22 protein-coding genes, 4 tRNA genes and 1 pseudogene are annotated in these 25,042 nt (G+C 65.9%); 9 read left to right on the plus strand and 18 right to left on the minus strand.

Annotated elements, in window-relative coordinates; translation table 11 throughout:
• Positions 1-247: 247 nt before the first annotated feature.
• The 4 genes from ABIA65_RS24330 to ABIA65_RS24345 all read right to left on the minus strand — a co-directional run bounded on the left by ABIA65_RS24330 (position 248) and on the right by ABIA65_RS24345 (position 1,133).
• Positions 248-322: transfer RNA gene (locus ABIA65_RS24330), tRNA-Val, on the minus strand.
• A gap of 14 nt (positions 323-336) precedes the next feature.
• A tRNA-Cys gene (locus tag ABIA65_RS24335) sits at positions 337-410 on the minus strand.
• A gap of 28 nt (positions 411-438) precedes the next feature.
• A tRNA-Gly gene (locus tag ABIA65_RS24340) sits at positions 439-511 on the minus strand.
• A gap of 109 nt (positions 512-620) precedes the next feature.
• Positions 621-1,133, minus strand: coding sequence for a DUF6636 domain-containing protein (locus ABIA65_RS24345; protein ID WP_354525142.1), 513 nt, complete (start codon positions 1,131-1,133; stop codon positions 621-623).
• A gap of 138 nt (positions 1,134-1,271) precedes the next feature.
• On the opposite strand from ABIA65_RS24345, the gene ABIA65_RS24350 reads away from it, so the two are divergent.
• Positions 1,272-1,346, plus strand: a tRNA-Val gene (locus ABIA65_RS24350).
• Positions 1,347-1,638: 292 nt separating this feature from the next.
• On the plus strand, positions 1,639-2,496 hold the full coding sequence (locus tag ABIA65_RS24355; protein ID WP_502919613.1) for an SDR family oxidoreductase: 858 nt from the start codon (positions 1,639-1,641) through the stop codon (positions 2,494-2,496).
• Positions 2,497-2,645: 149 nt separating this feature from the next.
• Here the strand turns inward: ABIA65_RS24355 and ABIA65_RS24360 are convergent.
• The 6 genes and pseudogenes from ABIA65_RS24360 to ABIA65_RS24385 form a co-directional block, all read right to left on the minus strand.
• A pseudogene (locus tag ABIA65_RS24360) lies at positions 2,646-2,981 on the minus strand (DUF6319 family protein); the annotation flags it as partial.
• A 298-nt stretch (positions 2,982-3,279) separates the two neighbouring features.
• Positions 3,280-4,011, minus strand: coding sequence for a polysaccharide deacetylase family protein (locus tag ABIA65_RS24365; RefSeq protein ID WP_241399451.1), 732 nt, complete (start codon positions 4,009-4,011; stop codon positions 3,280-3,282).
• A gap of 167 nt (positions 4,012-4,178) precedes the next feature.
• Entirely contained in the window at positions 4,179-4,949 is a 771-nt protein-coding gene (locus ABIA65_RS24370) for a sulfite exporter TauE/SafE family protein (RefSeq protein ID WP_354525144.1), read from the minus strand.
• 87 nt (positions 4,950-5,036) lie between these two features.
• The gene (locus ABIA65_RS24375; RefSeq protein WP_354525145.1) at positions 5,037-5,450 is read right to left on the minus strand and encodes a DUF302 domain-containing protein; all 414 of its coding nucleotides are present in this window, start codon (positions 5,448-5,450) and stop codon (positions 5,037-5,039) included.
• A 32-nt stretch (positions 5,451-5,482) separates the two neighbouring features.
• Positions 5,483-5,752: a metal-sensitive transcriptional regulator gene (locus ABIA65_RS24380; protein ID WP_011891882.1), complete on the minus strand. Its 270-nt coding sequence runs from the start codon at positions 5,750-5,752 to the stop codon at positions 5,483-5,485.
• A gap of 84 nt (positions 5,753-5,836) precedes the next feature.
• Positions 5,837-6,430 carry a rhodanese-like domain-containing protein gene (locus ABIA65_RS24385; protein WP_354525146.1) on the minus strand — a complete coding sequence of 198 codons (594 nt, stop codon included), beginning with the start codon at positions 6,428-6,430 and terminating at the stop codon, positions 5,837-5,839.
• A gap of 200 nt (positions 6,431-6,630) precedes the next feature.
• Here ABIA65_RS24385 and ABIA65_RS24390 point away from each other — a divergent pair, with 200 nt between their 5' ends.
• Complete coding sequence (locus tag ABIA65_RS24390) at positions 6,631-8,010, plus strand: MBL fold metallo-hydrolase (RefSeq protein ID WP_241399447.1); 1,380 nt, start codon at positions 6,631-6,633, stop codon at positions 8,008-8,010.
• 30 nt (positions 8,011-8,040) lie between these two features.
• A complete protein-coding gene (locus ABIA65_RS24395) occupies positions 8,041-9,240 on the plus strand; it encodes an NAD(P)/FAD-dependent oxidoreductase (protein WP_354525147.1) in 1,200 nt (399 codons plus the stop codon).
• Positions 9,241-9,276: 36 nt separating this feature from the next.
• Here the strand turns inward: ABIA65_RS24395 and ABIA65_RS24400 are convergent, their stop codons facing one another.
• The 5 genes from ABIA65_RS24400 to ABIA65_RS24420 form a co-directional block, all read right to left on the minus strand.
• Positions 9,277-9,627 carry a cupin domain-containing protein gene (locus ABIA65_RS24400; protein ID WP_241399445.1) on the minus strand — a complete coding sequence of 117 codons (351 nt, stop codon included), beginning with the start codon at positions 9,625-9,627 and terminating at the stop codon, positions 9,277-9,279.
• A 111-nt stretch (positions 9,628-9,738) separates the two neighbouring features.
• Positions 9,739-10,746 carry a zinc-binding alcohol dehydrogenase family protein gene (locus ABIA65_RS24405; RefSeq protein ID WP_502919614.1) on the minus strand — a complete coding sequence of 336 codons (1,008 nt, stop codon included), beginning with the start codon at positions 10,744-10,746 and terminating at the stop codon, positions 9,739-9,741.
• A 112-nt stretch (positions 10,747-10,858) separates the two neighbouring features.
• Positions 10,859-11,878, minus strand: coding sequence for an Acg family FMN-binding oxidoreductase (locus ABIA65_RS24410; RefSeq protein WP_354525150.1), 1,020 nt, complete (start codon positions 11,876-11,878; stop codon positions 10,859-10,861).
• 34 nt (positions 11,879-11,912) lie between these two features.
• Positions 11,913-12,266 (minus strand): ferredoxin, encoded by a 354-nt coding sequence (gene fdxA, locus ABIA65_RS24415; protein WP_354525151.1) that lies wholly within the window; start codon positions 12,264-12,266, stop codon positions 11,913-11,915.
• A 96-nt stretch (positions 12,267-12,362) separates the two neighbouring features.
• A complete protein-coding gene (locus ABIA65_RS24420) occupies positions 12,363-12,800 on the minus strand; it encodes a pyridoxamine 5'-phosphate oxidase family protein (RefSeq protein WP_354525152.1) in 438 nt (145 codons plus the stop codon).
• A 220-nt stretch (positions 12,801-13,020) separates the two neighbouring features.
• Between ABIA65_RS24420 and ABIA65_RS24425 the strand changes: the two genes are divergently transcribed.
• Both ABIA65_RS24425 and ABIA65_RS24430 read left to right on the plus strand, forming a co-directional pair.
• A complete protein-coding gene (locus ABIA65_RS24425) occupies positions 13,021-14,013 on the plus strand; it encodes an Acg family FMN-binding oxidoreductase (RefSeq protein ID WP_241405710.1) in 993 nt (330 codons plus the stop codon).
• Between the two features lie 39 nt (positions 14,014-14,052).
• Positions 14,053-14,934: a universal stress protein gene (locus ABIA65_RS24430; RefSeq protein WP_354525153.1), complete on the plus strand. Its 882-nt coding sequence runs from the start codon at positions 14,053-14,055 to the stop codon at positions 14,932-14,934.
• A gap of 10 nt (positions 14,935-14,944) precedes the next feature.
• Here ABIA65_RS24430 and ABIA65_RS24435 read toward each other — a convergent pair whose 3' ends face one another.
• The 3 genes from ABIA65_RS24435 to ABIA65_RS24445 all read right to left on the minus strand — a co-directional run bounded on the left by ABIA65_RS24435 (position 14,945) and on the right by ABIA65_RS24445 (position 18,295).
• Positions 14,945-16,603, minus strand: a complete 1,659-nt coding sequence (locus ABIA65_RS24435; RefSeq protein WP_354525154.1) for a GAF domain-containing sensor histidine kinase — start codon at positions 16,601-16,603, stop codon at positions 14,945-14,947.
• 53 nt (positions 16,604-16,656) lie between these two features.
• Positions 16,657-17,304, minus strand: a complete 648-nt coding sequence (dosR, locus tag ABIA65_RS24440) for a hypoxia response regulator transcription factor DosR/DevR (RefSeq protein ID WP_241399434.1) — start codon at positions 17,302-17,304, stop codon at positions 16,657-16,659.
• 94 nt (positions 17,305-17,398) lie between these two features.
• Entirely contained in the window at positions 17,399-18,295 is an 897-nt protein-coding gene (locus ABIA65_RS24445) for a universal stress protein (RefSeq protein ID WP_241399433.1), read from the minus strand.
• Between the two features lie 138 nt (positions 18,296-18,433).
• On the opposite strand from ABIA65_RS24445, the gene ABIA65_RS24450 reads away from it, so the two are divergent.
• The 3 genes from ABIA65_RS24450 to car all read left to right on the plus strand — a co-directional run bounded on the left by ABIA65_RS24450 (position 18,434) and on the right by car (position 24,752).
• The gene (locus tag ABIA65_RS24450; RefSeq protein ID WP_354525155.1) at positions 18,434-20,473 is read left to right on the plus strand and encodes an MFS transporter; all 2,040 of its coding nucleotides are present in this window, start codon (positions 18,434-18,436) and stop codon (positions 20,471-20,473) included.
• A gap of 151 nt (positions 20,474-20,624) precedes the next feature.
• Positions 20,625-20,900, plus strand: coding sequence for a hypothetical protein (locus ABIA65_RS24455; protein WP_354525156.1), 276 nt, complete (start codon positions 20,625-20,627; stop codon positions 20,898-20,900).
• Positions 20,901-21,218: 318 nt separating this feature from the next.
• Positions 21,219-24,752: a carboxylic acid reductase gene (gene car / locus ABIA65_RS24460; protein WP_354525157.1), complete on the plus strand. Its 3,534-nt coding sequence runs from the start codon at positions 21,219-21,221 to the stop codon at positions 24,750-24,752.
• Positions 24,753-25,042 lie beyond the last annotated feature (290 nt).

Below are 25,042 nucleotides of genomic sequence, written 5' to 3' on the forward strand. Positions count from 1 at the left end.
AGCGGAAGCGCCATCACAGGTGAGTTGATCGCCTGCCCTGCAACTTGCTCTCGGAGAAACTTTAGATGTGTTCCTTCTGCTCCGAGAGGAGGCACGGCCGGGCCGCACACCTCGGCGCGGGCCAGCCCGCGACTGCAGTCACTGAAGCGATGTCATCGGGTAGGACCTCGCCAGGACTATTGGGCACGTATTGGGCACAGAGACACGAAAGGCCCGGAACGAGTCCGGGCCCGAGCAGGTAAAACTGTGGTGCGCGATACTGGGATTGAACCAGTGACCTCTTCCGTGTCAGGGAAGCGCTCTCCCGCTGAGCTAATCGCGCCGGGGTCGAAACATTGGAGGTGGAGACGGGAATCGAACCCGTGTGCACGGCTTTGCAGGCCGTTGCCTCACCACTCGGCCACTCCACCGCTGGGGTTGATGCTTTCTGCACCTTCGAGCGGATGACGGGATTCGAACCCGCGACCCCAACCTTGGCAAGGTTGTGCGCTACCAACTGCGCTACATCCGCACGCTACGGCCGAGATCGTCGGCCGTTGCGAAAATGAACAATAGTCGACGCGAGTCGCGGCGCACAAATCCCCTAGCCGGGACGGGTGTTGCGGGTGTGACAACGACCCTCAGAAGATCTCGTAACCCTCCCGCGAGAGGGCGAAGCCGCGCCCGGATTCGGTGTCGCGACACGTGATACCCGACTCCGCGCTGTCGCACCCCAGGGCGCCGGCCGAGATCGACTCGCCATAGGGCAGGGGCTGGCCGGTGCCGAGCGCGGTATCGCCCGCGCAGACGAACTCCGCGTCTCCGCCGGCCGACATCGTGATGCCCTGTCCGTAGCCGAACTGGCAGTCGGCAGGCCGGGGTGGGGGAGTCCAGTTCCGGTCCAGGATGTCGCACCGGACGGCGGTCGCACCGAGTTGGCAGGCGACGTTGCCGCTGGGGGACGTGAAGCTGACCACCTCGGCGATCGCGTCGTCGCTGTCGGCCGTCGGCGTCGCCTTCTGGCCCGTCATGGGCGACGCAGGGCGCTCAGAGGCGTGGGGCATGCCCGCGCGCGACAACGTGGGCGACGACGTGGTGTTCGCCGCGTCCTGACCGCTGCATCCCGACAGCACGCAAGCGGCGAGGATCGCCACTAAAACCCCAGCTCGTAGCCTCATTGCGGTGACCCTACCGGCGGTCGAGGGCGTCGGTAGGGCGGTCGGAGTTCTGGAACGCGGCCACCCCCGTGTTAATCTTCTGCGTCCGTCAGTCGTATGGTTGACGGTATCCCCGGTCTCGTAGCTCAGGGGGAGAGCGTCCGCCTCACACGCGGAAGGTCGCTGGTTCGAAACCAGCCGGGACCACCACCAAAACCCAGTGCAGGCGGGGTTTTTTGGGAAGTAGCCGCGAAGTTCGGCAAAACGATCCAGCCAATGTCGGGCCAAACTGGCGGATCATCCTGATGGATGGTTGCAGAGGCTCTGCGTTGCTCCGTCGAGAGCGCACGGACTGGCTCGTTCGTCTCCCATATCCCGACATGCTCTTCGCGCCGTGCGCACGGTAAGGGGTCGCGCTGCCCACACTCCAGCCATATAGCTGAACCTTGAAACCGCGCCAGCGATACTGCGGACAGGGGCGATCGTAGTGACCGGGGGAAGCGTGCTTCGTGGAAAAGTCGTCATGATCACAGGGGCTGCGCGGGGGATCGGCGCCAGCATGGCGCGACTGCTGCACCAGCGCGGGGCCCGGCTCTTGCTCATTGATGCCGACGGATCAAGCCTCCAGACCCTTGCGGAGGAGCTGGGGGACGCGGTGGTCGCGTGTGCCGGCTGCGATGTCAACGATTTCGATGGGAGGCAAGCTGCGGTCGACGCCGCGATGGGGCGTTTTGGTCGGATTGATGTTGTCATGGCTAATGCCGGTGTCGAGCACTGGGCGCCCGTCTGCACCGTCGACCCGCAAGAGTTCCGGCAGGTGATTGAGACCAACGTGATCGGCGTGTTCAACACCGTCCGTGCCGCTTTGCCGTCCCTCCTCGACCGGCAGGGCTACATCTTGGTTGTGGCCTCGGTGTCGTCATACACCGCGATGCCCGGCATGGCTTCCTACGGCGCAAGTAAGGCCGGCGCGGAGCAGTTCGCGAACGTGCTTAGAGTCGAGCTTGCCGGCCACGGTGTGGCCGTCGGTACGGCACACATGTCATTGGTTGATACGCCGATGCTGCGCGAAACTCAATCTAAGTCAACGCAATTCACTGAACTGGTTTCGACGCTCCCGACTTTGATGAGTCGGACCGTCACCGCTGATCATTGCGCTTCACGCCTTGTAGATGCGATTGAGCACCGTAGACGGCATGTGGACGTGCCGCGATGGGTCGCTGTGACACGCTGGCTCAAGCCGCTTCTGGTCACAAGTTTGGCGCAACGACCGACGGCACAACAGTTTCGCCGTATAGAAGCACGTAGCAAGCCGGACACTCATGGAGATGGATGGGCAGGCTTCGGCTCTCGTCGGTGATACCTAAGAGGTGTACCAGCGCCACCAGGCGGACCGGTGCCGCGGCAGGGTGGCCATCACTGCGAGGGGATCGGAGGCCGTTGCAACACGAAACGTGTTGAAACGGATTACATCCCGTGAGAAGCCGACGAGCGGCTTGGCTCGCTATCTCACTCCAGATCGGCGAGGGCCTTGCGGGCGGCCTCGAGTTCGGCTTCGAGGGCGGCGACCCTGGCGGCCTGCTGGGAGCGTGCCGCTTCGATGATCTCGTCGATCGGGGTGGAGAGGTCCGTGTGCAGTTCCTTGGCTGCGCGGGAGACGGCTGCGGCCGCGACCGCGATGTCGCGGGCGAGGTATGTGGTGCCCTGCTTGAGCTCGGCGTGCCATTCGCCGTCAGCGGTACCGGTGACGGTCAGCGTCAGCTCGATGGTCTTGGCCTTCTTGCCGGCTGCCCTCTTGGCCGGGGCCTTCTTGGGTGACTCCTCGGCGGACGGCTCAGCGACTGAGGGTGCCGCCTCGGCAACTGACTCAGGGGCGGGCGCTGACGCACTCTCAGGCGAGGCGCTCTCGACCGAAGGGGTCAAGGCGTCGGGGGTGCCGAAGTCGGCGGAGGGTGATTCTGGGGCCAGAGTGTCTACAGTCATCGTTGCGGCGTACTCCTTTTCGAATTTCGCCCGCAGTGGGCGGGATGGCACTGAGAGCCCATTAGAACACATGTTCGACGCGTGGCGGGCTTGCGACTCGCGCCCACAAGGCGAAGTCCCGACACCAAGCGACGGCTGGCCGGGCAGCGCCGCACAGCAGTCAGGAGAACACGTCGTTGAGCGTGACGGCCTGCAGACCCCTTCCGGCGATGATGCCGGAGAGCTGTGGCAGCACGCGGCTGATCGGAGGCAGGTTCGCGTGAGCGAGCACGATCTGCTGAGCCTGGAATTGGTTCTGGGCGTTGGCGATCATCGCTGCCTCGTTGATCGGTAACGAGTCGCCGATGTCGGCGCTCCACAGCGTGATGGTGCTGTAGCCGTGGTCGGCGGCTATGCGGTCTGTGTCGGGGTTGTGGTCGCCGAAGGGCGGTCGGAAGTACGGAGTCCCGTCGACACCGTAGGTGTTGCGTAGGAACGTGGCGTTTCGAGCGATCTCGTCGGCGACCGCGGCGGGGCTGATGTGCGTGATGTTCGGATGGGACCAGGTGTGGTTGCCCATCTGGATCTGCCCGGAGGCGACCATCGGTTGCAGGAGGGGAGCGTTGACGGTCCAGGAGGGGTTGTCCCCATTGACGAAGAAGGTCAACCGCATCCCGGTGGCGGCGCAGAACTGCCCGATGGCGGCGACGTCGGCGGTGCTGCACCCGTCATCGACAGTGAGAGCCAGTTGAGTTCCCTCACCGGGGAGGCGGGTGAGTACGCCGACGGGTGGCGCCACCCGGGCCCCGGGAACCGGCCACGGCGATGCGCCGGCTCTGAAGACGGGGGTGCTCGCCACCACGGCGCCGAGCGCGCAGGCCTGGAAGAACGTCCGGCGATTCAATTGAGCCATCGTGCGCCAGCTTTCACGTGGTGCCGGGTCGCCGAAGGCGCCACCGCCCCTTCCGCGCCGGAGTGCCAACCATCAAGTGCCCCATGCCAGTGACTCAGAATATTGGGCAGGCCTGTCGGCACTCGGCGAACGTCCTGTGAAACCGCTGGGGTCTGTGGATGTGAGAGTTAGCGCAGGAAGACGGTGTCGATGATGACGAACGCTGCGATGGTGAAGACCAGGTAGGCGAACCAGTGTTGCAGGCGAGCGGTGTTCATGCGTGTGCCCAAGTGGCCGGCGACTAACGAGGCGGTCGTCGCGGTGACGGCGAACGCCGCCGCGACCGTCCAGTTGATGTCCAGACCGGGTAGATGCGAGATGACACCGGCGGCCGAGTTCGCCACGATGATCAGCAGTGAGGTTCCCACCGCGATCGGCATGGTCACGCCCAACATCAGCACCAGGGCTGGGATGATCAGGAAGCCGCCCCCTACGCCGAACAGTCCGGTCAGGAGCCCGACGGCGAACCCTGCGGGTATCGAGCGTGGGATGCACCGTCGCCAGTTGATGCCCTCGCTGGATTTGCAGGCCGTGCCGGTGCGTTCACTGCCGCTGAGCATCCGGATGCCGGCGATCACCATCATTGCGGCAAAGCCGAGCAGCAGTGCCGATTGTGGAAGGTGTGATCCGATCGCAGCACCGGCGAAGGTCGCGGGAATGCCGGCCGCGGCGAAGATCCCGGCCAGGCGCCATTCCACCTGACGGGCACGGATCTTGGGTAGCGCCCCAACGGCGGATGCCAAGCCAATCACGATCAGCGACACGGGAATTGCCTGCTCCATGTCGAGCCCAACCGCGTATACCAGTGCCGGCACTGCCAGGATCGAACCGCCACCGCCCAGGAGGCCCAGCAGCACTCCGATGAATCCACCGAAAACCAAGGCGAGAGTGATGGTCATCGTCGATGAACCGTGTGATGGCGCGAGGGGGTCGGTGGCGACTCGTCGTGGCGCAGAGTCAGGTGGTACGTCATTCGGCCGGTACTGCTATTGGCTATCGGTGGACTCGAGGGAGTCGAGTGCGGCCCGCAGTCTGGCCGCGGCCTCGTCGGCGACCTCTCGAACCCCAGGCTGATCGGAGAGTTGAACCATCACCTGCGGATCCATCGCGTCGACGATCACCGTATCGCCACCTGCCGTGGTGTCGGCGCGCACGGCCACGTTGCACGGCAACAGCAATCCGATCTGGCGGTCGGCGGTGATCGCGCGGTGCGCCAGCGGCGGATTACAGGCCCCGAGGATCAGGTAGTCCTCCATGCCCTGGTCCAGCTTGGCTTTCAGTGTGGCCTTCATGTCGATCTCGGTCAGGACACCGAAACCCTGATCTGCCAGTGCCTTACGGGTTCGGGCCACCGCATCCTCGAATGTGGTGTGCAGTGTTGTGGACAATGCGTAACTCATAATTCCTCCATCCCTCGTCGATGTTGAGCGGATCAGGCCAACGCCAGGAACAGCTTCTCCAGCTCGGCCTCTGTCATGGGCTGTTGGCCATCTGCGGCCTCTCCGGTGAGGCACTCCCGCAGTCCGGTCGCGACGATCTTGAAACCGGCCTTGTCCAGGGCGCGCGACACCGCGGCGAGCTGCGTCACGACGTCCTTGCAGTCGCGGCCCTGTTCGATCATCGAGATCACCCCGGCGAGTTGCCCTTGCGCCCTGCGAAGTCGATTAAGTACTGCAGCGATTGCATCCTCGTCACCAACCATGGTGTTGCTCCTCATCTACGGACAGTAGAGCCATGGTACCCGTGGGGGTATTCCTCCGGCCTCACGCCGCGGGCGGCTGATCGTCTAGTTCGCCCGCCCGGCAGGGCAGTTGGCGCCGATGAGCGCAGACACCACGGACTGTGCGTCACAGCTGGCGCCACGGTTGTAGGGCAGCTTGGACAGCGCCATGCCCATGGCGCAGGTGTTGGTCAGTGACGCGAAGGTCAGTCCGCCGCCGATCGCGGCGGCCACCCACTTGAGCTTGGGGACGGCGATGCTGGCCAGAACGCTGGACAGCACGATCGAGCCGGCGACGAGGCGCACCTGGCGCTCGAGTTCCCAGCGTTGTGCGCCTCGGCTGACCGTGAAGCCGTTGGCCTCCCAGGCGGTGATGCCGCCGTCGAGGACGTGCACGTTGGCCAGGCCGGCGTTGCGCAGCGTCTCATCGGCCTGGGCAGCGCGCTGGCCCGAGCGGCACACCAGGACGACGTCCTCGTCGAGATGCTTGATGATCTCGTCGCGGTGCTCCCGCAGCAGATCCAACGGCACGTTGTAGGCGCCGGCGATATGCGCTGTCTCGAACTCGCCGGGAGTGCGCACGTCCAGGACCCGGGGTGGCTTGGCCGACCCGAGTCGGGCGCTGAGATTGTGCGAGTCGATGGTGGCGGGTGCGGTCATGTGGATGTCCTCCTGGTTGCGCTGCAGGGATGCTTTCGTATACCGCCTGGGGTATAGTGACAGCCATAGTACATATACCCCCGGGGGTACGTCCAAGCGGGAATGCGCGCGGCGGGTATAGTCCTTAGTATACCCATGGGGGGTATACGCGCAGGATGTGTAGCGGCGATGCCCGCCCCCGAAACGAGAGGATTCGAAAGATGAAGTTCATTCAGTACTACCTGGACTGTCTGTCCCACGCGTCGTATCTGATTGCAGACGAAAACACCGGGCGCGCAGTTGTTGTCGACCCGCAACGCGATGTGGCCGAATACCTGGCCGACGCCAAGGATCTCGGGTTGACGATCGAACTCGTCATCGAGACGCACTTTCATGCCGACTTCCTGTCCGGTCACCTCGAGCTCGCCAAGGCCACCGGCGCCAAGATCGTGTACTCCTCGGTCGCCGAGACGGAGTTCGAGTCGATGGGCGTCGCCGACGGCGAGCGCTACTCGCTGGGCGACGTGACGTTGGAGTTCCGTCACACCCCGGGCCACACCCCCGAGTCGATGAGCATCGTGGTCTACGAGCACGCCGGGGACGAGGTTCCCTACGGTGTGCTGACCGGTGACGCGCTGTTCATCGGCGACGTCGGCCGCCCCGACCTGCTGGCCTCGATCGGGTTCACCCGCGAGGAGTTGGCTGACAAGCTCTACGACTCGCTGCACAACAAGCTCATGACGCTGCCGGATGCGACGCGGGTGTACCCGGCGCACGGCGCAGGCTCGGCGTGTGGCAAGAATCTCTCCACCGACCTGTGGTCGACGATGGGGGAGCAGAAGGAGACGAACTACGCCCTGCGTGCGCCCGACAAGGCCACGTTCATGGAGTTGGTCACCGAGGGACAGCCGCCCGCACCGAGCTACTTCGTCTACGACGCGATCCTCAACCGCAAGGACCGTGAGCTGCTGGACGAGACCAAGATGCCGACGCCGATGACCTACGAGCAAGTTGTCGAGGCGGTCCGCGGAGGTGCCGTCCTGGTCGACGGGCGCAATCCCGAGGACTTCGCCCTTGGTCACCTGCGTCACGCCATCAACATCGGCCTCGAGGGACGCTATGCCGAGTTCGCCGGGTCGGTCCTTCCTCATGATGTCGATGTCGTGCTGTTCACCGAGCCGGGCCAGGAACTGGAGGGCAAGAACCGGCTCGCGCGCATCGGTTTCGACCGGGTGATCGGCTTTCTTGACCAGCCGTTTGCGGTGATGCTCGAACACCGCGACGACGTGCAGGTCGCCTCCAGGCTGACCGCCAAGGCCTTCGACCAGCGTGTTTCCGAGCTGGCGAACCTGCAGATTGTCGACGTGCGCAACCCGGGCGAGGTTGAGGCTGGCACCATCCCGAACGCGATCACCATCCCGGTCGGCCAATTGCCCAGCCGGCTGAACGAGCTCGACGCTGCCAAACCGACCGTCGTCTACTGCGCCGGCGGGTATCGATCCTCAGTGGCCGCCAGCGTCCTGCGGCAGAGAGGGTTCGCCGACGTCAGCGATATCCTGGGCGGATACGGCGCCTGGAACGACTCCCACCAGAGCGTCTAGGCGCCAAAAGAGAATGAGGAAAAGGAATTCATGACCACCGCGAAACATCAGATCCTGATCGTCGGCGGAGGCTCCGCCGGTATCTCGGTCGCGGCCCGTCTGCTGCGCAACGGACAGTCCGACGTCGCCGTCATCGAGCCTTCCGACAAGCACTACTACCAGCCGCTGTGGACCCTCGTCGGGGGCGGGCAGGCGAAGGCGTCGACGACTGAGCGGTCCGAGGCGTCGGTGATGCCCAAGGGAGCGACGTGGATCAGGAACGCCGCGGCCACCGTCGACCCCGACAGCAACACGGTGATCTGCAGTGATGGCGCGACATACGAGTACGACGTGCTCGTGGTCTGCCCCGGCATCCAGCTGGACTGGAATCGCACCGAGGGATTGCAGGACGCGATCGGCAAGGGCGGGGTGTCGTCGAACTACGAGTACGACCTGGCACCGCGCACGTGGGAGTTCATCCGCGACTTACGTTCGGGCAGTGCGGTGTTCATGATGCCGTCGGGTCCGATCAAGTGTGCGGGTGCACCGCAGAAGATCGCCTACCTGGCCGCCGACTACTGGCGCCGCCAAGGCGTTCTCAAGGACATCGATGTCCACCTGGTGGTGCCGACACCGCGGCTGTTCGGCATCCCGGCGATCGCCGACAGCCTCGATGTGGTGGCTGCCGACTACGGCATCACCGTGCACACCAGCGCCGAGGTGACCCAAATCGACGCGACGGGACGCAAGGTGACGGTGAGCGGTGTCGGGGAGAACGGGTCCGACAGCATGCTGGCGTTCGACGTGCTGCACGCCGTGCCACGCCAATCCGCGCCGGACTGGATCAAGTCGAGCCCGCTGTCGACCGGTGACGCGAACGGGTACGTGGACATCGACAAGCACACCATGCAGCACGTGCGCTATCCCAACGTGTTCAGCCTCGGCGACGCCGGATCCTCACCCAACTCCAAGACCGGTGCCGCGATCCGCAAGCAGGCACCCGTCGTGGCCGACAACATCGCCGCATTCCTCGCGAGCCGACCCCTGGGTGCTAGCTACAACGGGTACGCGTCGTGCCCGATCGTCACGTCCTCGCACGCGATGCTTCTGGCGGAGTTCAACTACGACATGAAGGTCACGCCGTCGTTCCCGGTGATCGACGCGACCAAGCCGCACCGTGGCTACTGGTACCTCAAGAAGTACGGACTGCCGTTCATGTACTGGAACCTGATGCTCAAGGGCCTCGCCTAGTAACGCAGCTGACCGCACGGGACGATTGAACGCCCACTACGAGCCGTCGTCCTGTGCGGGCAGTTTGGCGACGGTGAGCAGAATTACCGAGTCCTCGACGGCCTCGAGTGAGTGCCGCGCATCGGGTACCACGATCAGATCAGCCGCCGAGCCCTCCCAGGTGTTGTCGCCCGCGATGAGCCGCACCCGTCCGAGAAGGACATGGACGGTTGCCTCACCTGGATTCGAGTGCTCGTCGAGCCTCTGACCCGCCACCAGCGCGATCATCGTTTGACGGAGCACGTGTTCGTGGCCGCCGTACACGGTGTGGGCACTGCGCCCGCTGCTGGCACGTCCCGCTGCCGCGAGCTGTTCGCGGGCCTTCGCCGTCAATGAGAACTTGTTCACCCGTCCTCCTCGTGTCGCTCGGTGTCTCGCCAATCGATGGTCGGCTCTCACCGTAATCGGCCATCGCGCGGCGCGTGGCCGGTCAGCTGAACCGTTTCTGGACTACCGATCTCACGACTGTGCGTTGCACAGGACCGCAGCGCCATCGAAACGGCCGGCCTCCAAGTCGATGAGGGCCTGCTGAGCCTCAGCCAACGCATATCGGTGAGTCGTCACCTGCAGCCGATGCTCGGCAGCGAAGGCCAGGAACGCCTCGCCGTCCGCGCGGGTGTTGGCGGTGACACTGCGGATCTCGCGTTCGTAGAACAGTTCTCGCTCGTAGTTCAGCATGGGTATGTCGCTGAGATGGATGCCGGCGATCGACAGGACACCGCCGCGATCCAGAGTCCGCAATGCGACCGGTACGAGGTCACCGACCGGCGCGAACAATATGGCGCTGTCCAACGGCTCCGGAGGAGCGTCGTAGGCTCCGGTCGCCGACGCGGCACCGAGGGCGAGCGCCAACTGTTGCGCCTGTGCGCCCCGCGTCATCACGTGGACGGTAGCCCCCTGCGCCAGGGCGATCTGGGCCGTGAGATGGGCGCTGCCACCGAAGCCGTAGATACCGAGCCGGCCGCCTCGGGGAAGGCTGGCCCGCTGCAGTGCGCGGAACCCGATGATGCCTGCGCACAGCAGGGGCGCAAGCTCGACATCGTCATAGCCGTCGGGCAGGTGATAGGCGAAGGGTGCTGGGACGGTGCAGTATTCGGCGTAGCCGCCGTCCTCATCCCATCCGGTGTACGCCGAGTTGGGGCAGAGGTTCTCGGCGCCGCGAAGGCAGTAGGCGCATGCGCCACAGGTCCTGCGCAGCCACGCGACACCAACCCTGTCGCCAACCGAGTGGCCCGTCACGTCGCGCCCGAGTTCGGTCACCGTGCCCACGATCTCGTGACCGGGGGTGACTCGCGCACGGTGCACGGGCAGGTCACCCTCGCTGACGTGCAGATCGGTGCGGCACACTCCGCACGCGTCCACCCGCACCAGCAATTCGCCCGCACTCGGCCGGGGGATCGGTTTGCGTTCGTAGCTCAACGGGTTTGTCGCCATCGGGCCGGGCGCGCGAACCACCCACGCGTTCATCGAGTTCCCCGGGGTGCTCGTCATCGAATGCCTCCACTCGACCGCTAATCGTCGCACCCCACGCTAGACGTTGCCGCCGTGGCAGGGCCGAGATCGGTGGTTGGCCGGGCCGTCAGCGGTGCAGTCCGGCGACCCCGGGCTTCCAGGAGAGCACAGCGGACAGCGGCCGCCGCGGAGTCGGGGGCGGTGTCTCGTCCAGCACGGGCACCGTACCCACTCTGATCAGGACCTGGGCTAGTGGCCGTCCGGTCAACTCGGTGACGATGTCGCGGCTCGCTTTGACCTCGGTGAGGTGGGTCAGTGGGCAGGTGGCCAGACCCGCCATGGTGGCCTCCAGAAGCGTCATGGACAGGGCCTCGCCGCAGGTGAGCATGTCGCGGCGAGTGTCCCCGAGCGCCGAGAGCACGAGCACCCTCGATCGGTCCTCGGTCACCTGCGCGCGCCGCTCCCGGTAGAGGTGCGTGACCGGGAAGTTGCGGCCGATGTCGACGCGGTCACTCTCGGGCGCCGACACCAGTGAACTCGGTGGGATTCCGTCAAATGAATCGAAAGGCGCGGTCCACCAGTCCAGTTCGGCGTGGTAGGAGGAGTCGTACATCCGCAGCGCCTCGGTCAGTTCGGCCGCCTCGGCAAGCAGCGGACGGGAGCCCTCGGAGAGCACGTCCAGCGCTGCGAGATCGGAGTCGACGGCATGACGCAGCTGCGGTTCGAAGGTTCCCCAGTCAGCCGGCGCGGCAAACGGCAGGCGATCGGTGTGCCGGGACAGGATGGCGTCGGCGCGCTGCCGATGTGCCTCCGTCACGAACGGCATCGCAGAGAAGTCGAGGGACGCCAGGTGCGTGTGATCATTGGGATTCGGGTAATAGTCGACATTCGTCGCCCATCCGGCTGCGGCCATCGCGACCCGCAAGTGGTCAAGTACCGCACCGCAACTGATGACCGCCTGCCTTCCTGAGGCATCGGTGTCGACGAGGCGGTCGCGGTCCAGGTACAGATGGAGGATTCCGCCGCCTTCCCCGACGAATCGCCAGGGCTGGCTGTTGTGAACCGAGGGGGCCCGGCAGGCGAGCTGCACGGCGCTGGCAATGACATCGCCGGTCACCACATGATTGGTCGCCACTTGATACGCCATGGTGCTTGCTCCTCTTGTCAGTGGTCGTGCGCTGTCAGTGGCCGGAGTGCTCGCGCGGGGGCATCGCCGCGACCAGTGGAGTGTCGACGCCGACCCGCCCGAGCTGTGCCGCACCGCCCGGCGAACCCAGCGGTGCGTCACGGCCCGGCAGAGTCAGGGTGAAGAATGCGGCGTTGTCCTCGAGGTGGTGCCGTTCCCCGTCGGGCAGATCGGTCTCGTACTCGATGGCCTCGACGCGGCAGATCAGCTTGCACGCGCCGCAGTCGACGCACTCATCGGGATTGATGTACAGCGAGCGGTCACCTTCGTAGATGCAGTCGACAGGACACTCCTGCACACATGACTTGTCCATCACGTCGACGCAGCCGCTTCCAATCACGTAGGTCATGTCTAGAACACTAGGAGTCGGTCGTGGCACGGACGAGGGTAGAAGGACCGGCGTCGCAGGGACGAAAGTCCTTCGGCGCGTTGCCGGCGGTGACAGCTAGTCGACATCGAAGATCAGCTCCGGCTCGCCACCGAAGACGAAGCGTCGTCCGGTGATCTCGGTCGGAAGGATGCGTAGGTAGCGCCGCTTCGGCGTGGCGATCCAAGGCAGGACTTGTCCACGTTCGGCGTCCTCGATCTCGGCGGTGCCCTCCACGATGTGCGCCAGGCCCTTGACGACGACGCTCCAGCCCTGTGCCACATCGTGGGCATCGGCCTCGAAGGCGACGTGACGGTTGACGGCCGCGGCTGACAGTTTGGTGCCCTCCGCGGTGCGGATGAGCACCGTCCTGCGCTGCACCACGAAGTTGACCGGGAAGATGTCGGGGATGTCTCCGACGCTCGTTGCCAGCCGGCCGAGCGTGACACCGGATAACAGGTCCCAACTCTCGTCCTCGGTCAGGTCGGTTACCGGCTGTGTCTCGGAACTGGTCATGTGCGGACCTCGCTTGAGTCTGGTCGGGGTGCGGCGGTGGCCGCATCTCGACGCTATTACCGGGTGACCCGCGGCTCACCGGTCCTTGGTCACCGCTGTTCGGGCACAAAGTCACTCGGTGTCTGTCCGCTTGGAAAGAAGTGACTTCCTACCCTCGTCGGCGCCGCGGCCAAGGGGGAGTGTGGAGGGCATGACCAGCGACGCGGAGGTAGGCCGTCCGATGAGCACGCATTTCCCCGACGCCTCGCAGCTACGCGCCGCGTTGTCGATGGCCACACGCGCACCGTCGGTCCACAACGTCCAACCGTGGGTGTGGCGGGTCGGTGCCGACAGTCTGCACCTGTACGCAGACCCGACACGGCACCTCGTCCATACCGACCCCGACGGGCGCGACATGATGATGAGCTGCGGTGCAGCGCTGAATCACTGTGTGGTCGCGCTCACGGCGTTGGGCTGGCACGCCACGGTTCACCGGTTTCCGAGTGCGGCCGAGCCCCTGCACCTGGCCTCGATCGAGGTTAAGCCCGCCGAGCCCGTCGAAGTCGATGTCGCCCTCGCCGCGGCGATACCGCGGCGCCGCACCGATCGTCGGCACTTCAGTGCGTGGCCCGTCGCGCTCGGTGACATCTCGCTCATGGGGGCCAGGGCAGCTCGGATGGGTGTCTCCATGCGGCGGATCGAGCCCTCGGCACAGCTTCGCGCCGCCTTGGCGCAGGCGGTGTGGACGCACGCCACCGACCGGGAGTACCTCGACGAGCTGACGGTCTGGAGTGGCCGATACTCCTCAACGGCCGGGGTGCCGGCGCGCAGTGCCCCGGAGTCCGACCCCCGCTCGCCGGTGCCGGGACGGCTCTTCGCCGGTACTGCATTGGCGCAACCGCCTGGCGCGGCACCCGCAGACGATCACGGCGTGCTGCTGGCCCTTGGCACCAGAACCGATGACGCCCTCTCCCGGCTGCGGGCGGGGGAGGCCACCAGCATGGTGTTGCTGACGGCTACCGCCCTGGGGTTGGCGAGCTGTCCCGTCACCGAACCGCTGGAGGTGCGTGAGACGCGCGATGCGATTCGCGCGGATGCCTTTGGCGACGACGGCTTCCCGCAGATGCTCGTGCGCATAGGCTGGGCTCCCGTCAATGCCGATCCGCTGCCGCCGACACCGCGACGCCCGCTGGATGAAGTGGTGAGCCGCATGGACGGCACCCGGTTAGCGTGATCCCTCAGCGGAACCCCACAGGAGAAGTAGCGTGGCAGCATGACAAGTGAAGCGACGTCAGGTCGAGTGGTCATCGCGGTGGACGGCTCCGCTGCGTCGGATGCCGCGGTCCAGTGGGGTGCCGCAGAGGCCGCCCTGCGCAAAGTGGCGATTTCGCTAGTGCATGTGAATTCGACGGGCCTGGCCCGGCTGTTGCCGAAGTCGTCGAAGCCGTACGCGGCGGTGACACAACAGTTGGAGAATGAGGCGCAGGAGATTCTGGACTCGGCTGCAGTACTCATCGCCGACGCCGGCGGCGCGAACACCCCGCCGGTTGAACGGCATGTGCACACCGGGCACCCGGTCGCCGTTCTAGTCGAGCAGTCGACGCACGCCGACATGATCGTGGTCGGCTTTCGGGGGCACGCCAGGTTCGGCACCAATCTGCTGGGGCCGGTGAGCGAAGGTGTGATTCGGCACGCACACTGTCCGGTCGCCGTCGTGCGCGCACGCCCGCAGCGCGACGTTGCGCACAATGCACCCGTCGTCGTTGGCGTGGATGGCTCTGCGCCGTCGGCGAGGGCAGCTGCCGTGGCATTTGAAGAGGCCCAGTTGCGGGGCGTTCCGCTGGTGGCCGTGCACGCGTGGAGCGATCAACCGGTCTCGTGGCTGGGTGGAGTCGACCAGCCCGACATCGACTCGGAAGGCATGAAGACCCTCGAGGAGGTGCTATCACCCTGGCGCACGCAACATCCCGATGTCGAGGTGAGGCCTGTGGCGGTGGTCGACCGGCCCTCGGCGGAGCTGCTTGCCCAATCCGAGCATGCGCAACTCGTCGTCGTCGGGAGTCATGGTCGAGGCGGATTCGCCGGGATGATGCTCGGCTCGGTGAGTTCGAGCGTCGTTCAGAGCGTGGATATTCCGGTCATCGTCGCGCGATAGCCGCACCGGTTCACGGCAACGGCGCCGACCAGTTCAGCACCGTTCCGCCACCTGCACCGGGTGCGACGGTGAACGTGCCGCCGCTCTCCTCGGCCCGGCGGCGCAGGTTGTCCAATCCGCTGGGGCTGATATCGGCGGGGATGCCGCTGCCGTTATCGGATACCTCGACGCTGAGGTTGTCATCGACTCGGACCAGGACTGTGACTTCTGTTGCGCGGCCGTGGCGTACCGCGTTGCTGACGGCTTCGCGCACCACCGCCTCGGCGTGATCGGCGAGGGGGGCTTCGATGACCGAGAGCGGACCGCTGAACTGTGACTTGGTCCGCACGCCGGCCCCGGCGAACTGCGCGGCGGCCTCGTCGAGCCGTTGGCGCAGCCGGGTCGGCCCCGCGGAACCGCCGTGGAGGTCGAAGATGGCAGTGCGAATCTCCTGTATGACGCCCTGCAGGTCGTCCACGGACTCAGACAACCGCTGCGCAATCTCGGGCGATTCGATGCGAGCGATAGTGCCCTGCATACCCAGCCCGATGGCGAACAGTCGCTGGATGACGTGGTCGTGCAGATCTCGCGCGATCCGGTCACGGTCGGTCAGGATGTCCAGTTCGCGCATGTGCCGCTGGGTGGTGGCGAGCTGCCAGGCCAGGGCCGCCTGAGCGGCGAAGGACGCCAGCGCGTCAAGCTGTTCGTCGGCGAACGGTGGCGAGCCGGTTCGCCGTGCTGCGATCACCACACCGGCGACGGTGTCGGTGGCCCGCAGCGGAACCACGAGCACCGGCCCGGCGTCCTCCAGGGCGTCGCCGAGCATCTCGGAGTGCTGGCCTCCGAAGGGAGTTCGGTCTCGGATGACGTCACCAACGGTGGTACCCGCCAATGGGATTGATACGCACCCGCGCGAGATATCTGGAGCACCAGCTGTTTCCACGACGATGAGTTCGCTCACCTCGCTCATCGGGCTGTCACCGTCGGCCGGAACAGCCACGAGGGCCACGTCGGCGCCCGTCAGTTTGTGTGCTTCGTCGGCGATGAGGCGAAAGACCCGGGCGGGATCGGTTCCTGACAGCAGGTCGGTGGCGATATCGCGGGTGGCCTTCATCCATGACTGCCGGATCTGGGCCTGCTCATACAGCCTGGCGTTGTCGATGGCGATACCAGCGGCCGCGGCGAGTGCCTGAGCGAGTACCTCGTCGTCGTCGTTGAAGGGCTTTCCGGAGGACTTCTCCGTGAGGTAGAGGTTGCCGTAGACCTCGTCGCGGATGCGTACCGGAACGCCGAGGAAGCTGCGCATCGGCGGATGGTTGGGTGGAAAGCCCACGGATGCCGGGTGATCGGTGATGTTGTCGAGCCGGATCGGGATGGGCTCGTCGATGAGCAGACCGAGTACACCGCGCCCCTGGGGTAGGTGGCCGATCTTCTGGCGTGTGGCCTCGTCGATCCCCTCGTAGATGAACTCGACCAGCTCGTGACCGTGACCGCGGACCCCGAGTGCCCCGTAGCGGGCGTCAATGAGCTCGATCGCGGTGTGCACAATCGTGCGCAGCGTGGTGTCCAGGTCCAGGCCGGCGGTCACGGTCAGCATCGCCTCGACGAGGCCGTCGAGACGATCTCGAGCCTCGATGTCCCGCAATGGGCGAGGGCCGCTGTCCGCTCCCGGCGCGGCACCTTCGGTCATCGGGTCATTGTCCCACCCATCCGGGGCGGCGACGCACCTGTTGGCGTCCGAGCTCACGATTCGCTCTGGCGTGCCCGATCGAGTTTGGTCGCGAAGACCGCGGCCTGCGTGCGCCGCTGCATCCCGAGTTTGGCGAGCAGCCGCGACACGTAGTTCTTCACCGTCTTCTCGGCCAGGAACATGCGGTCGGCGATCTGTTTGTTGGTCAACCCCTCACCGAGCAGACCCAGCAGCACGCGCTCCTGGTCGGTGAGTGCGGACAGGGGGTCGGACCGTTCCGCGGCGCCGCGGAGCTTGGCCATCAGCGCGGCCGCGGCGCGATTGTCGAGCAGCGATCTGCCCGCGCCGACGTCCTTGATCGCCTGGGCGAGTTCCATACCCTTGATGTCCTTGACGACGTATCCGCTGGCACCGGCCAGGATGGCGTCGAGCATTGCCTCATCGGAGGTGTACGACGTCAGCATCAGGCAGCGCAGGTCAGGCAGTCGGGACAGCAGATCCCGGCAGAGCTCGATGCCATTGCCGTCGGGAAGACGCACGTCGAGGACCGCCACGTCGGGCCGCAGGGCGGGGATCTGGGCGATGGCATGTGCCACTGAGCCCGCCTCACCGATGACGTCCAGTTCCGGGTCCGCGCTGAGCAGGTCGATCAGTCCGCGACGGACGACCTCGTGGTCGTCGACGAGGAATACCGTCACCATCGCCTGACCTCCTCGGTTGGCCGTGACGAGACATGAGGACGCTTCCTCGGTCTGAGGTAACGATAGGGGATTGGCCCGGGCACAGAAGCGGGTGTCACAGCGGATGGTGTGCGTTGCAGACGAGTACCGAGCAGACGCTGTCGTGCAGAGCGCAGTGGATGGGCGGTCCGACCATCTCGGAGACTCCGTGTGGTCGTCGACGTCCGACGACGACCAGTTGGATCGACTGGGCGTGCCTGGCCAGGTGGCCGAGTAGGTCGCCGCGGACCGCCACGGGTCGCGCGTCGAGTTCGGGGTACCTTCGCGTCCAGCGCTCGAGGCGTTTACTCAGCTCGGCCTCGACTCGGCGATTCTGTTCTCCGAGGCGGTCGTCGTCGTAGAAGTCGCTGAGATGGTTGTGACGGGTGGCGGCGACGACGAGCGGCGCATGGCGCAGCAGGGCCTCGCGCACACCATGTTCGAGCACGAGGTCAGCATCGGGTGAGTGATCGACCTCCACCAGGATCGCGCCGCGGTTGGTCTCTGACGGGTCGTGGCTGCGAATGACCGCTACCGGACAGGTGGCCGAGTTGGTCAGGGTGGCGGCGGTGGATCCGACGCCGCCCAGGGTCGCGCGCCTGCTTCCGAGGACCCCGATGCACAGCATCACCGCAGAGCGGCCGAACTCCCGCAGAATGTCTGCCGGGGGGCCCTGCAGGATCTCGAGTTCGATCTTGGCGGGCTTGCCAGTCGATTCGATGGCGGCGACGACTCGCCGGAGGGCGACGTCCGCGTTGGCGAGGGCGTGCGCCTCGTCCCGCGGATTCATGGCGGTGTCGCCGGGTTCGATCGCGTAGACCAGGCGTAGCGGGATATCCCGCTCGACGGCTTCGTCCACTGCCCATAGCGCTGCGGTCAACGCGTTTGGTGAACCGTCGATACCGACGACCACCGCGGGTGACAGCAAGTGTTCTGCTCGCATCTCGACCTCGTATCGCCTTCGCCTACTCATGACGGTATGAGATGAGGCGGCGATGCATCAGAGGCGAAGGTCACTTGTCTGACGGCCGAATGGCTTTCGGTGCGATGACGTCGAACGAGCTGATCCGCCCATTTGCATAGCTCATCTAATCATTCTAATGTACTTCGCATGGCTAATCAATTGGTGGAGCGCGCAGCGCCGCCCCGGGGCGGCGGATTGTTGATCGCGGCGCTCGCTGGGGCGGGTATATCCGTCTCCCTGATGCAGACGTTGGTCATCCCGCTCATCCCACAGCTCCCGGATCTGCTCAACACCAGTTCAGCGAATGCGTCGTGGGTGGTCACAGCCACGCTGTTGACGGGCGCCATCGCGACACCGGTGTTCGGCCGCCTCGGCGACATGTTCGGCGCGAAACGCGTCCTCATCGCATGCGCGGTCCTGCTCACCGCGGGTTCCCTCGTCGCCGCACTGACCACGTCGCTGGTCCCGCTGATCATTGGCCGCGCTCTGCAGGGCTTCGGTGCACCTGTCATTCCGCTTGGCATCAGCGTGCTCCGTGCCTCACTCCCCGCGGAGCGGGTAGGGGGTGCGATGGCGATGGTGAGTGCATCGCTGGGCGTCGGTGGCGCCTTGGGCCTCCCGCTGTCGGCGATCATCGCCGAGAACCTCAACTGGCATGCGCTGTTCTGGTGCGCCGCGGCCCTCGGCCTTGGATCCGGTCTGCTCTTCGCGACGTTGGTACCCGATATCCTCCCCTCGGAGGGCGCGGGGCGTTTCGACTTCCTCGGCGCGATCGGCCTCGCGGCCGGCCTCGTGATGCTGCTGCTGCCCATCTCCAAGGGCGCGAGTTGGGGATGGACCAGCCCCGGCACACTCGGACTGCTGGCCGCGTCGATCGGCGTGTTCATCGTGTTCGGGTGGTGGCAGAACCGGGCGCCAGCGCCTCTGGTCGATATCCGGACCACGCTCAAGAAGCCGGTGCTGCTGACGAACCTGGCGTCGATCGCGGTCGGTTTCGGGATGTTCGCCACATCCCTGATCGGGCCCCAGCTTCTCCAAATGCCCAGCACCACCGGGTACGGACTGGGTCAGACCATGGTGGCGGCCGGTTTGTGGATGGCACCCGGCGGCCTCGCCATGATGGCCGCGTCACCCGTCGCCGGCAGGGTCATCGCCGCACGCGGGCCGCGATTCACGCTTGTCCTCGGCTCCGTCATCATCGCCGTCGGGTATCTGGCCGGCACCCAGATGCTTGGCAGCCCGGTCGGAGTGCTGACCTTCAGCGTCATCGGGAGCATTGGCGTGGGCTTCGCGTTTGCCGCGCTGCCGACCTTGATCAACGCCGCCGTCCCCGTGTCCGAAACCGCCGCTGCGAACGGAATCAACTCCCTGGCACGGTCATTGGGAACCTCAACCTCAAGCGCCGTCATGAGCGCGGTCCTGGTGCAGACGGGAGTCCTGGTCGCTGGTCACACGATCCCGTCGCTCACCGGATTTCGCACCGCGCTACTGATCGCGGGCGGCTCCGCGGCACTCGCAGCCGTGATCGCACTACTCATTCCCACCTCGACTCCCGTGCCGGCTGGCGCTGAACAGGCGGTGGCTCCGGCCCCGGCACGCCGCCGCGCTCAGCATCTCGAGAACGTGATGACAACTCTCGGACGGCAGGCGGCGGTGCGCCTACAGATTCCCTCGGTGCCCTACCGTCTCGATCAAGGTGACTACGTGACTGCTGTGTTCCTGGGCGGTGCCTACCCACTGACTTTGACAGAGCTGGCAAGCGCGCTCGACAGCCCCACCCAGGCGGTCGAGGAACGTCTCGTCACGCTCATTCGCGACGGGATCGTCAGCCGGGTGCCGACTGCCGACCACGCTGCGCCGCCGCGCTTCTCGCTCACCCAGCGGGGGCGCACGATCTTCGAGAATCAGAGGGCAGCGAACATCACCGGTCTTGAGGCAGTCCTGGCTCGCTGGGACGACGGTGACGTTGCCGCGCTCATCGGATATCTTGGTCGCCTGTCTGACGGGATCGACCAGGAGCATCATCGACTCAGGACGGCAAATGGCTCGTCGCAATGGGTTTCGCCGCATGCACACACCGAGCCGCTACGCGTGTCACGTCCACCTGGACAACGTCCACGGACGGCGCACCCAGCCGTGACGTCGCGGGATCGCTGGCGCTCGAGTGGACCGGTCCCGCGCCAGTAGGCGGGAGCGGTGACCAAACATGGCGGCTGGCGGTACTTCCCCATTCCAGCCTGGAGGGGTTCGCAGATGGGTGTCAGCAGTGACGACGCGGTGTCACTCGACGGCCACCCTGGACAAGGTAAGGACGGGGGCATTGAAAGGGAGTGTCACCATGCGAATCGGACTGAAGCACATGACAGCGGCGGTGGCGGCGGGCGTCACGGCGCTGGCCATCGCCGCCGCACCAGCGGCAATGGCTGACCCGGCTGCGCTTCGGCCGGCTGCGAGTACCGCCGAAATGACGGCGTCGGCCGCCCAATTCGTTCCCGCCGGTCACGGTGGCGGCTTCCACGGTGGTGGCTGGCACGGGGACCGGGGCTGGGGCGGCGGTTGGCATGGCGACCGCGGCTGGCACGGTCAGTGGTGGCCATGGGGCTGGTATCGGTAGAGGTTCCCAGCGCATTCGCGACAACCAGGCCCGCCCGCGTCAGCTACCCCCGCTGGCGCGGGCCTTCCAGCCGTAGTACCGGGGATTGCCGGACGGGTATCTCGCGGCAGGCGACCCGCGTCGCTGGAGAGTTGGCCTCGGTGCTGGCCGCCACCCGAGCATTACCGCCAGCGGGAAACTTCGCATGCCCGGCAGCTGCAAATGCGCACCATGCGCGTGCGGCGCGTCACGACCGTCCGTCCGGGCCGTCCCACCCGGCCTACCTTGGAGTTGTTGGTACACAGACTAATTGCGGCCCCGAGAAGGAACAGTGATCCTATGTCAACAGATCCCCGCGAGGTGCGACTCACGCGCCGAGTCGCCGACTTGTATGTCAACGACACCCAGTTCGCCGATGCCCAGCCCATCGCGGCGCTGACCGCGGCGATCGAACAACCCGGACTGCGGCTTGCGCGCATCGCGAGCACCGTGATGGGTGCCTATGCCGAGCGCCCCGCCGTCGGCGAACGCGCCGTGCGCCTCGTCACGGACCCCGAGACCGGTCGCACCTCCCTCGAACTGCTGTCCTGGTTCGACACCGTCACATACGGCGAGTTGTGGCAGCGCGTGCGCGCCGTCGCGAGCGGCCTGGCCGACGGCCCGGGGACACTTGTGCAGCCTGGCGATCGCGTCTGTGTACTGGGCTTCACCAGCGTGGATTATGCGACGATCGACATGGCGTTGGGTCAGTTGGGCGCAGTATCCGTTCCGCTGCAGACCAGCGCGCCGGTCACTCAACTGCGGCCCATCGTGACCGAGACCGAACCCGCCGTATTCGCATCCAGTGTCAGTGATCTCGGCGACGCCGTCGAGTTGGTGCTGACGGGTTTCGCCCCGGCGCGGCTGGTGGTGTTCGACTATCACCAGGAGGTCGACGAGCAGCGTGAGGCGTTCGATGCCGCACGGGCTCGGCTGGCGAACGCGGGCAGTCCCGTGGTGGTGGAGACTCTGGCCGCGGTTCTCTCGCGCGGCGAGTCACAGCCGGCCCCAGCGGATTTCATTGCCGACGACGATGACGACCCGCTGAGGCTGCTGATCTACACCTCGGGGAGCACCGGCGCGCCGAAGGGTGCGATGTACACGGAGCGACTCGTCACGAACTTTTGGCGCAGGTCACGGTGGACCTGGGCCGAGTCGAGCGTCGAGCCGTCGATCACGCTGAGCTTCATGCCGATGAGCCACGTGATGGGCCGGGGCATCCTCTACGGAACGCTCGGACACGGCGGAACCGCGTATTTCACCGCCAGGAGCGACCTCTCGACGCTTTTCGAGGATCTGGCGCTGGTACGGCCCACCGAGCTGAACTTCGTGCCGCGCATCTGGGAGATGCTGTTCACCCAGTTCCAGAGCGAGGTCGACCGCCGTTCCCTGGACGGCGCCGACCGCGCCGCACTGGAGGCCGATGTGATGGAGGACCTGGCGCAGAACCTGCTCGGCGGGCGCTTCGTCTCGGCGATGACGGGCTCCGCACCGATCTCAGCCGAGAACAAGGAATTCGTCGAAGCCCTGCTAGACCTTCATCTCGTCGAGGGCTACGGCTCGACGGAGGCCGGGATCGTCTACATCGACAATGAGGTGCGTCGCCCGTCGGTGATCGACTACAAGCTGGTCGACGTCCCCGATCTGGGCTACTTCCACACCGACCAGCCGCACCCGCGTGGTGAGCTCCTGGTCAAGACACAGGACCTGTTCCCGGGCTACTACAAGCGACCCGAGGTCACGGCCGACGTGTTCGATCCCGACGGCTACTACCGAACCGGCGACGTCGTGGTCGAGATCGCGCCCGACCGGCTTGTCTACCTGGACCGACGAAACAACGTGCTCAAACTCTCGCAGGGCGAGTTCGTCACCGTGTCGAGGCTCGAGGCCGTGTTCGGCGACAGCCCGCTGGTCCGCCAGATCTACGTCTACGGCAATAGCGCACGCGCCTATCTGCTCGCCGTCGTCGTGCCCACCGAGGACGCGTTGACCCGAAGCGACGGCGACATCGAGGCTCTCAAGGCGACGATCAGCGAGTCGCTGCAGGACATCGCGCGAGACGTCGGCCTGCAGTCCTACGAGATCCCGCGCGACTTCATCATTGAGACAGAGCCGTTCACCCTCGAGAATGGGCTGTTGACCGGCATCCGCAAGCTGGCCCGGCCAAACCTGAAGGCGCACTACAGCGATAGGCTGGAGGAGCGCTATCTCGAACTGGCCGAGAGTCAGGCCAACGAGCTGCGCCTCCTGCGCCAGGGCGGAGCAGACCGGCCGGTGCTCGAGACGATCAGCAGAGCTGCCGGCGTGCTGCTGGGCGCCGGGGCAGGCGACCTGGCACCCGACGCGCGGTTCGCCGACCTGGGTGGAGATTCCTTGTCGGCGTTGACATTCGGCAACCTGTTGCGCGAGATCTTCGATCTCGACGTTCCGGTGGGCGTGATCCTCAGCCCGGCCAGCGACCTGCAGTCGATTGCCGACTACATCGAGACAGAGCGGGCGTCCGCCGCCACACGCCCGACGTTCGCCACGGTGCACGGCCAGGGTGCCACCGAGGTGCACGCGCGCGATCTCACGCTGGACAAGTTCATCGACGCGACGACGCTGGCCGGCGCTCCGGCCCTGCCCCCGTCCACCGCCGAAGTGCGTACCGTGCTGCTCACCGGCGCAACCGGATTCCTCGGCCGTTACCTGGCGCTGGACTGGCTGGAGCGGATGGACCTCGTCGGCGGCACGGTCATCTGCCTGGTGAGGGCCAAGGACAATGAGTCTGCTCGCGCGCGCCTGGATACCACGTTCGACAGCGGGGATCCCGAATTGCTGCGCCACTACCGGGAATTGGCGGAGCGCCACCTGGTGGTGATCGCTGGCGACAAGGGGGAGGAGAACCTCGGCCTCGACCAACCGACGTGGCAGCGCCTGGCGGACACCGTCGATCTGATCGTCGACCCCGCCGCGCTTGTCAACCATGTGCTCCCGTACGACCAGCTGTTCGGCCCCAATGTCATGGGCACCGCCGAGCTGATCCGCATCGCGTTGACGACGAAGCAGAAGCCGATCACCTATGTCTCGACCATCGGCGTCGGCGACCAGATCGAACCGTCGAAGTTCACTGAGACTGACGACATCCGGGTGAGCAGCCCGAACCGCAGCCTCGACGACGGTTACGCCAACGGATACGGCAACAGCAAGTGGGCCGGTGAGGTCCTGCTGCGCGAGACCCACGACCTGTGCGGCCTACCGGTCTCGGTCTTCCGCTGTGACATGATCCTGGCCGACACCCAGTACGTGGGCCAGCTCAATGTGCCCGACATGTTCACCCGGTTGATGCTGAGCCTGGTCGCCACCGGAGTCGCGCCCGGCTCATTCTACGAGCGTGACGCGAACGGTGGCCGCCAGCGTGCGCATTTCGACGGGTTGCCCGTGGGCTTCATCGCCGACGCGATCTCCACCCTCGGTGTGCGGGGGATGGACGGATATGACACGTACCACGTGATGAACCCGTACGACGACGGCATCGGACTGGACGAGTACGTCGACTGGTTGATCGATGCCGGCTACCCGATCCAGCGCATCGCCGACTACGGCGAGTGGTTGCAGCGATTCGAGACCACTTTGCGGGCGCTGCCGGACAGGCAACGTCACGCCTCGCTGCTGCCGCTGCTGCACAGCTATCAGAAGCCCGCAACGCCTATCTGCGGCGCGATGGCGCCCACCGACAGGTTCCGCGCGGCCGTCCAGGACGCGAAGATTGGGCCGGACAAGGACATCCCACACGTGACCGCGCCCGTGATCATCAAGTACATCACCGACCTGGAGCTGCTCGGACTGTTGTGAGCAGCGCCGTCGGTGATCAACCCGAGTCCCGTGGTCATTGCAGCTGGCAGGTAGGCCCGCATTGCAGCTAGCTGCAGGTGAGTGGTGGGCGTCAGCATTGATGACACCTGATGGCGGTGGCGCGATTCTGGGAGTCATGGCCCAGAGCGGAAGCCATGCGCCCGCTCCTCGCGGCGGATTGGAGCAGCAAAATATGGCACAGCAGTGCGTATTCGGTTCACTGCCGTCGCGGTTGCTGCGCGGCGTATCGTTTGAACAGGCACTGGGGAGAGTCCGCACGATCGATGTGT

The organism is Mycolicibacterium sp. 624, from assembly GCF_040548615.1.
Taxonomy (GTDB): Bacteria; Actinomycetota; Actinomycetes; order Mycobacteriales; family Mycobacteriaceae; genus Mycobacterium.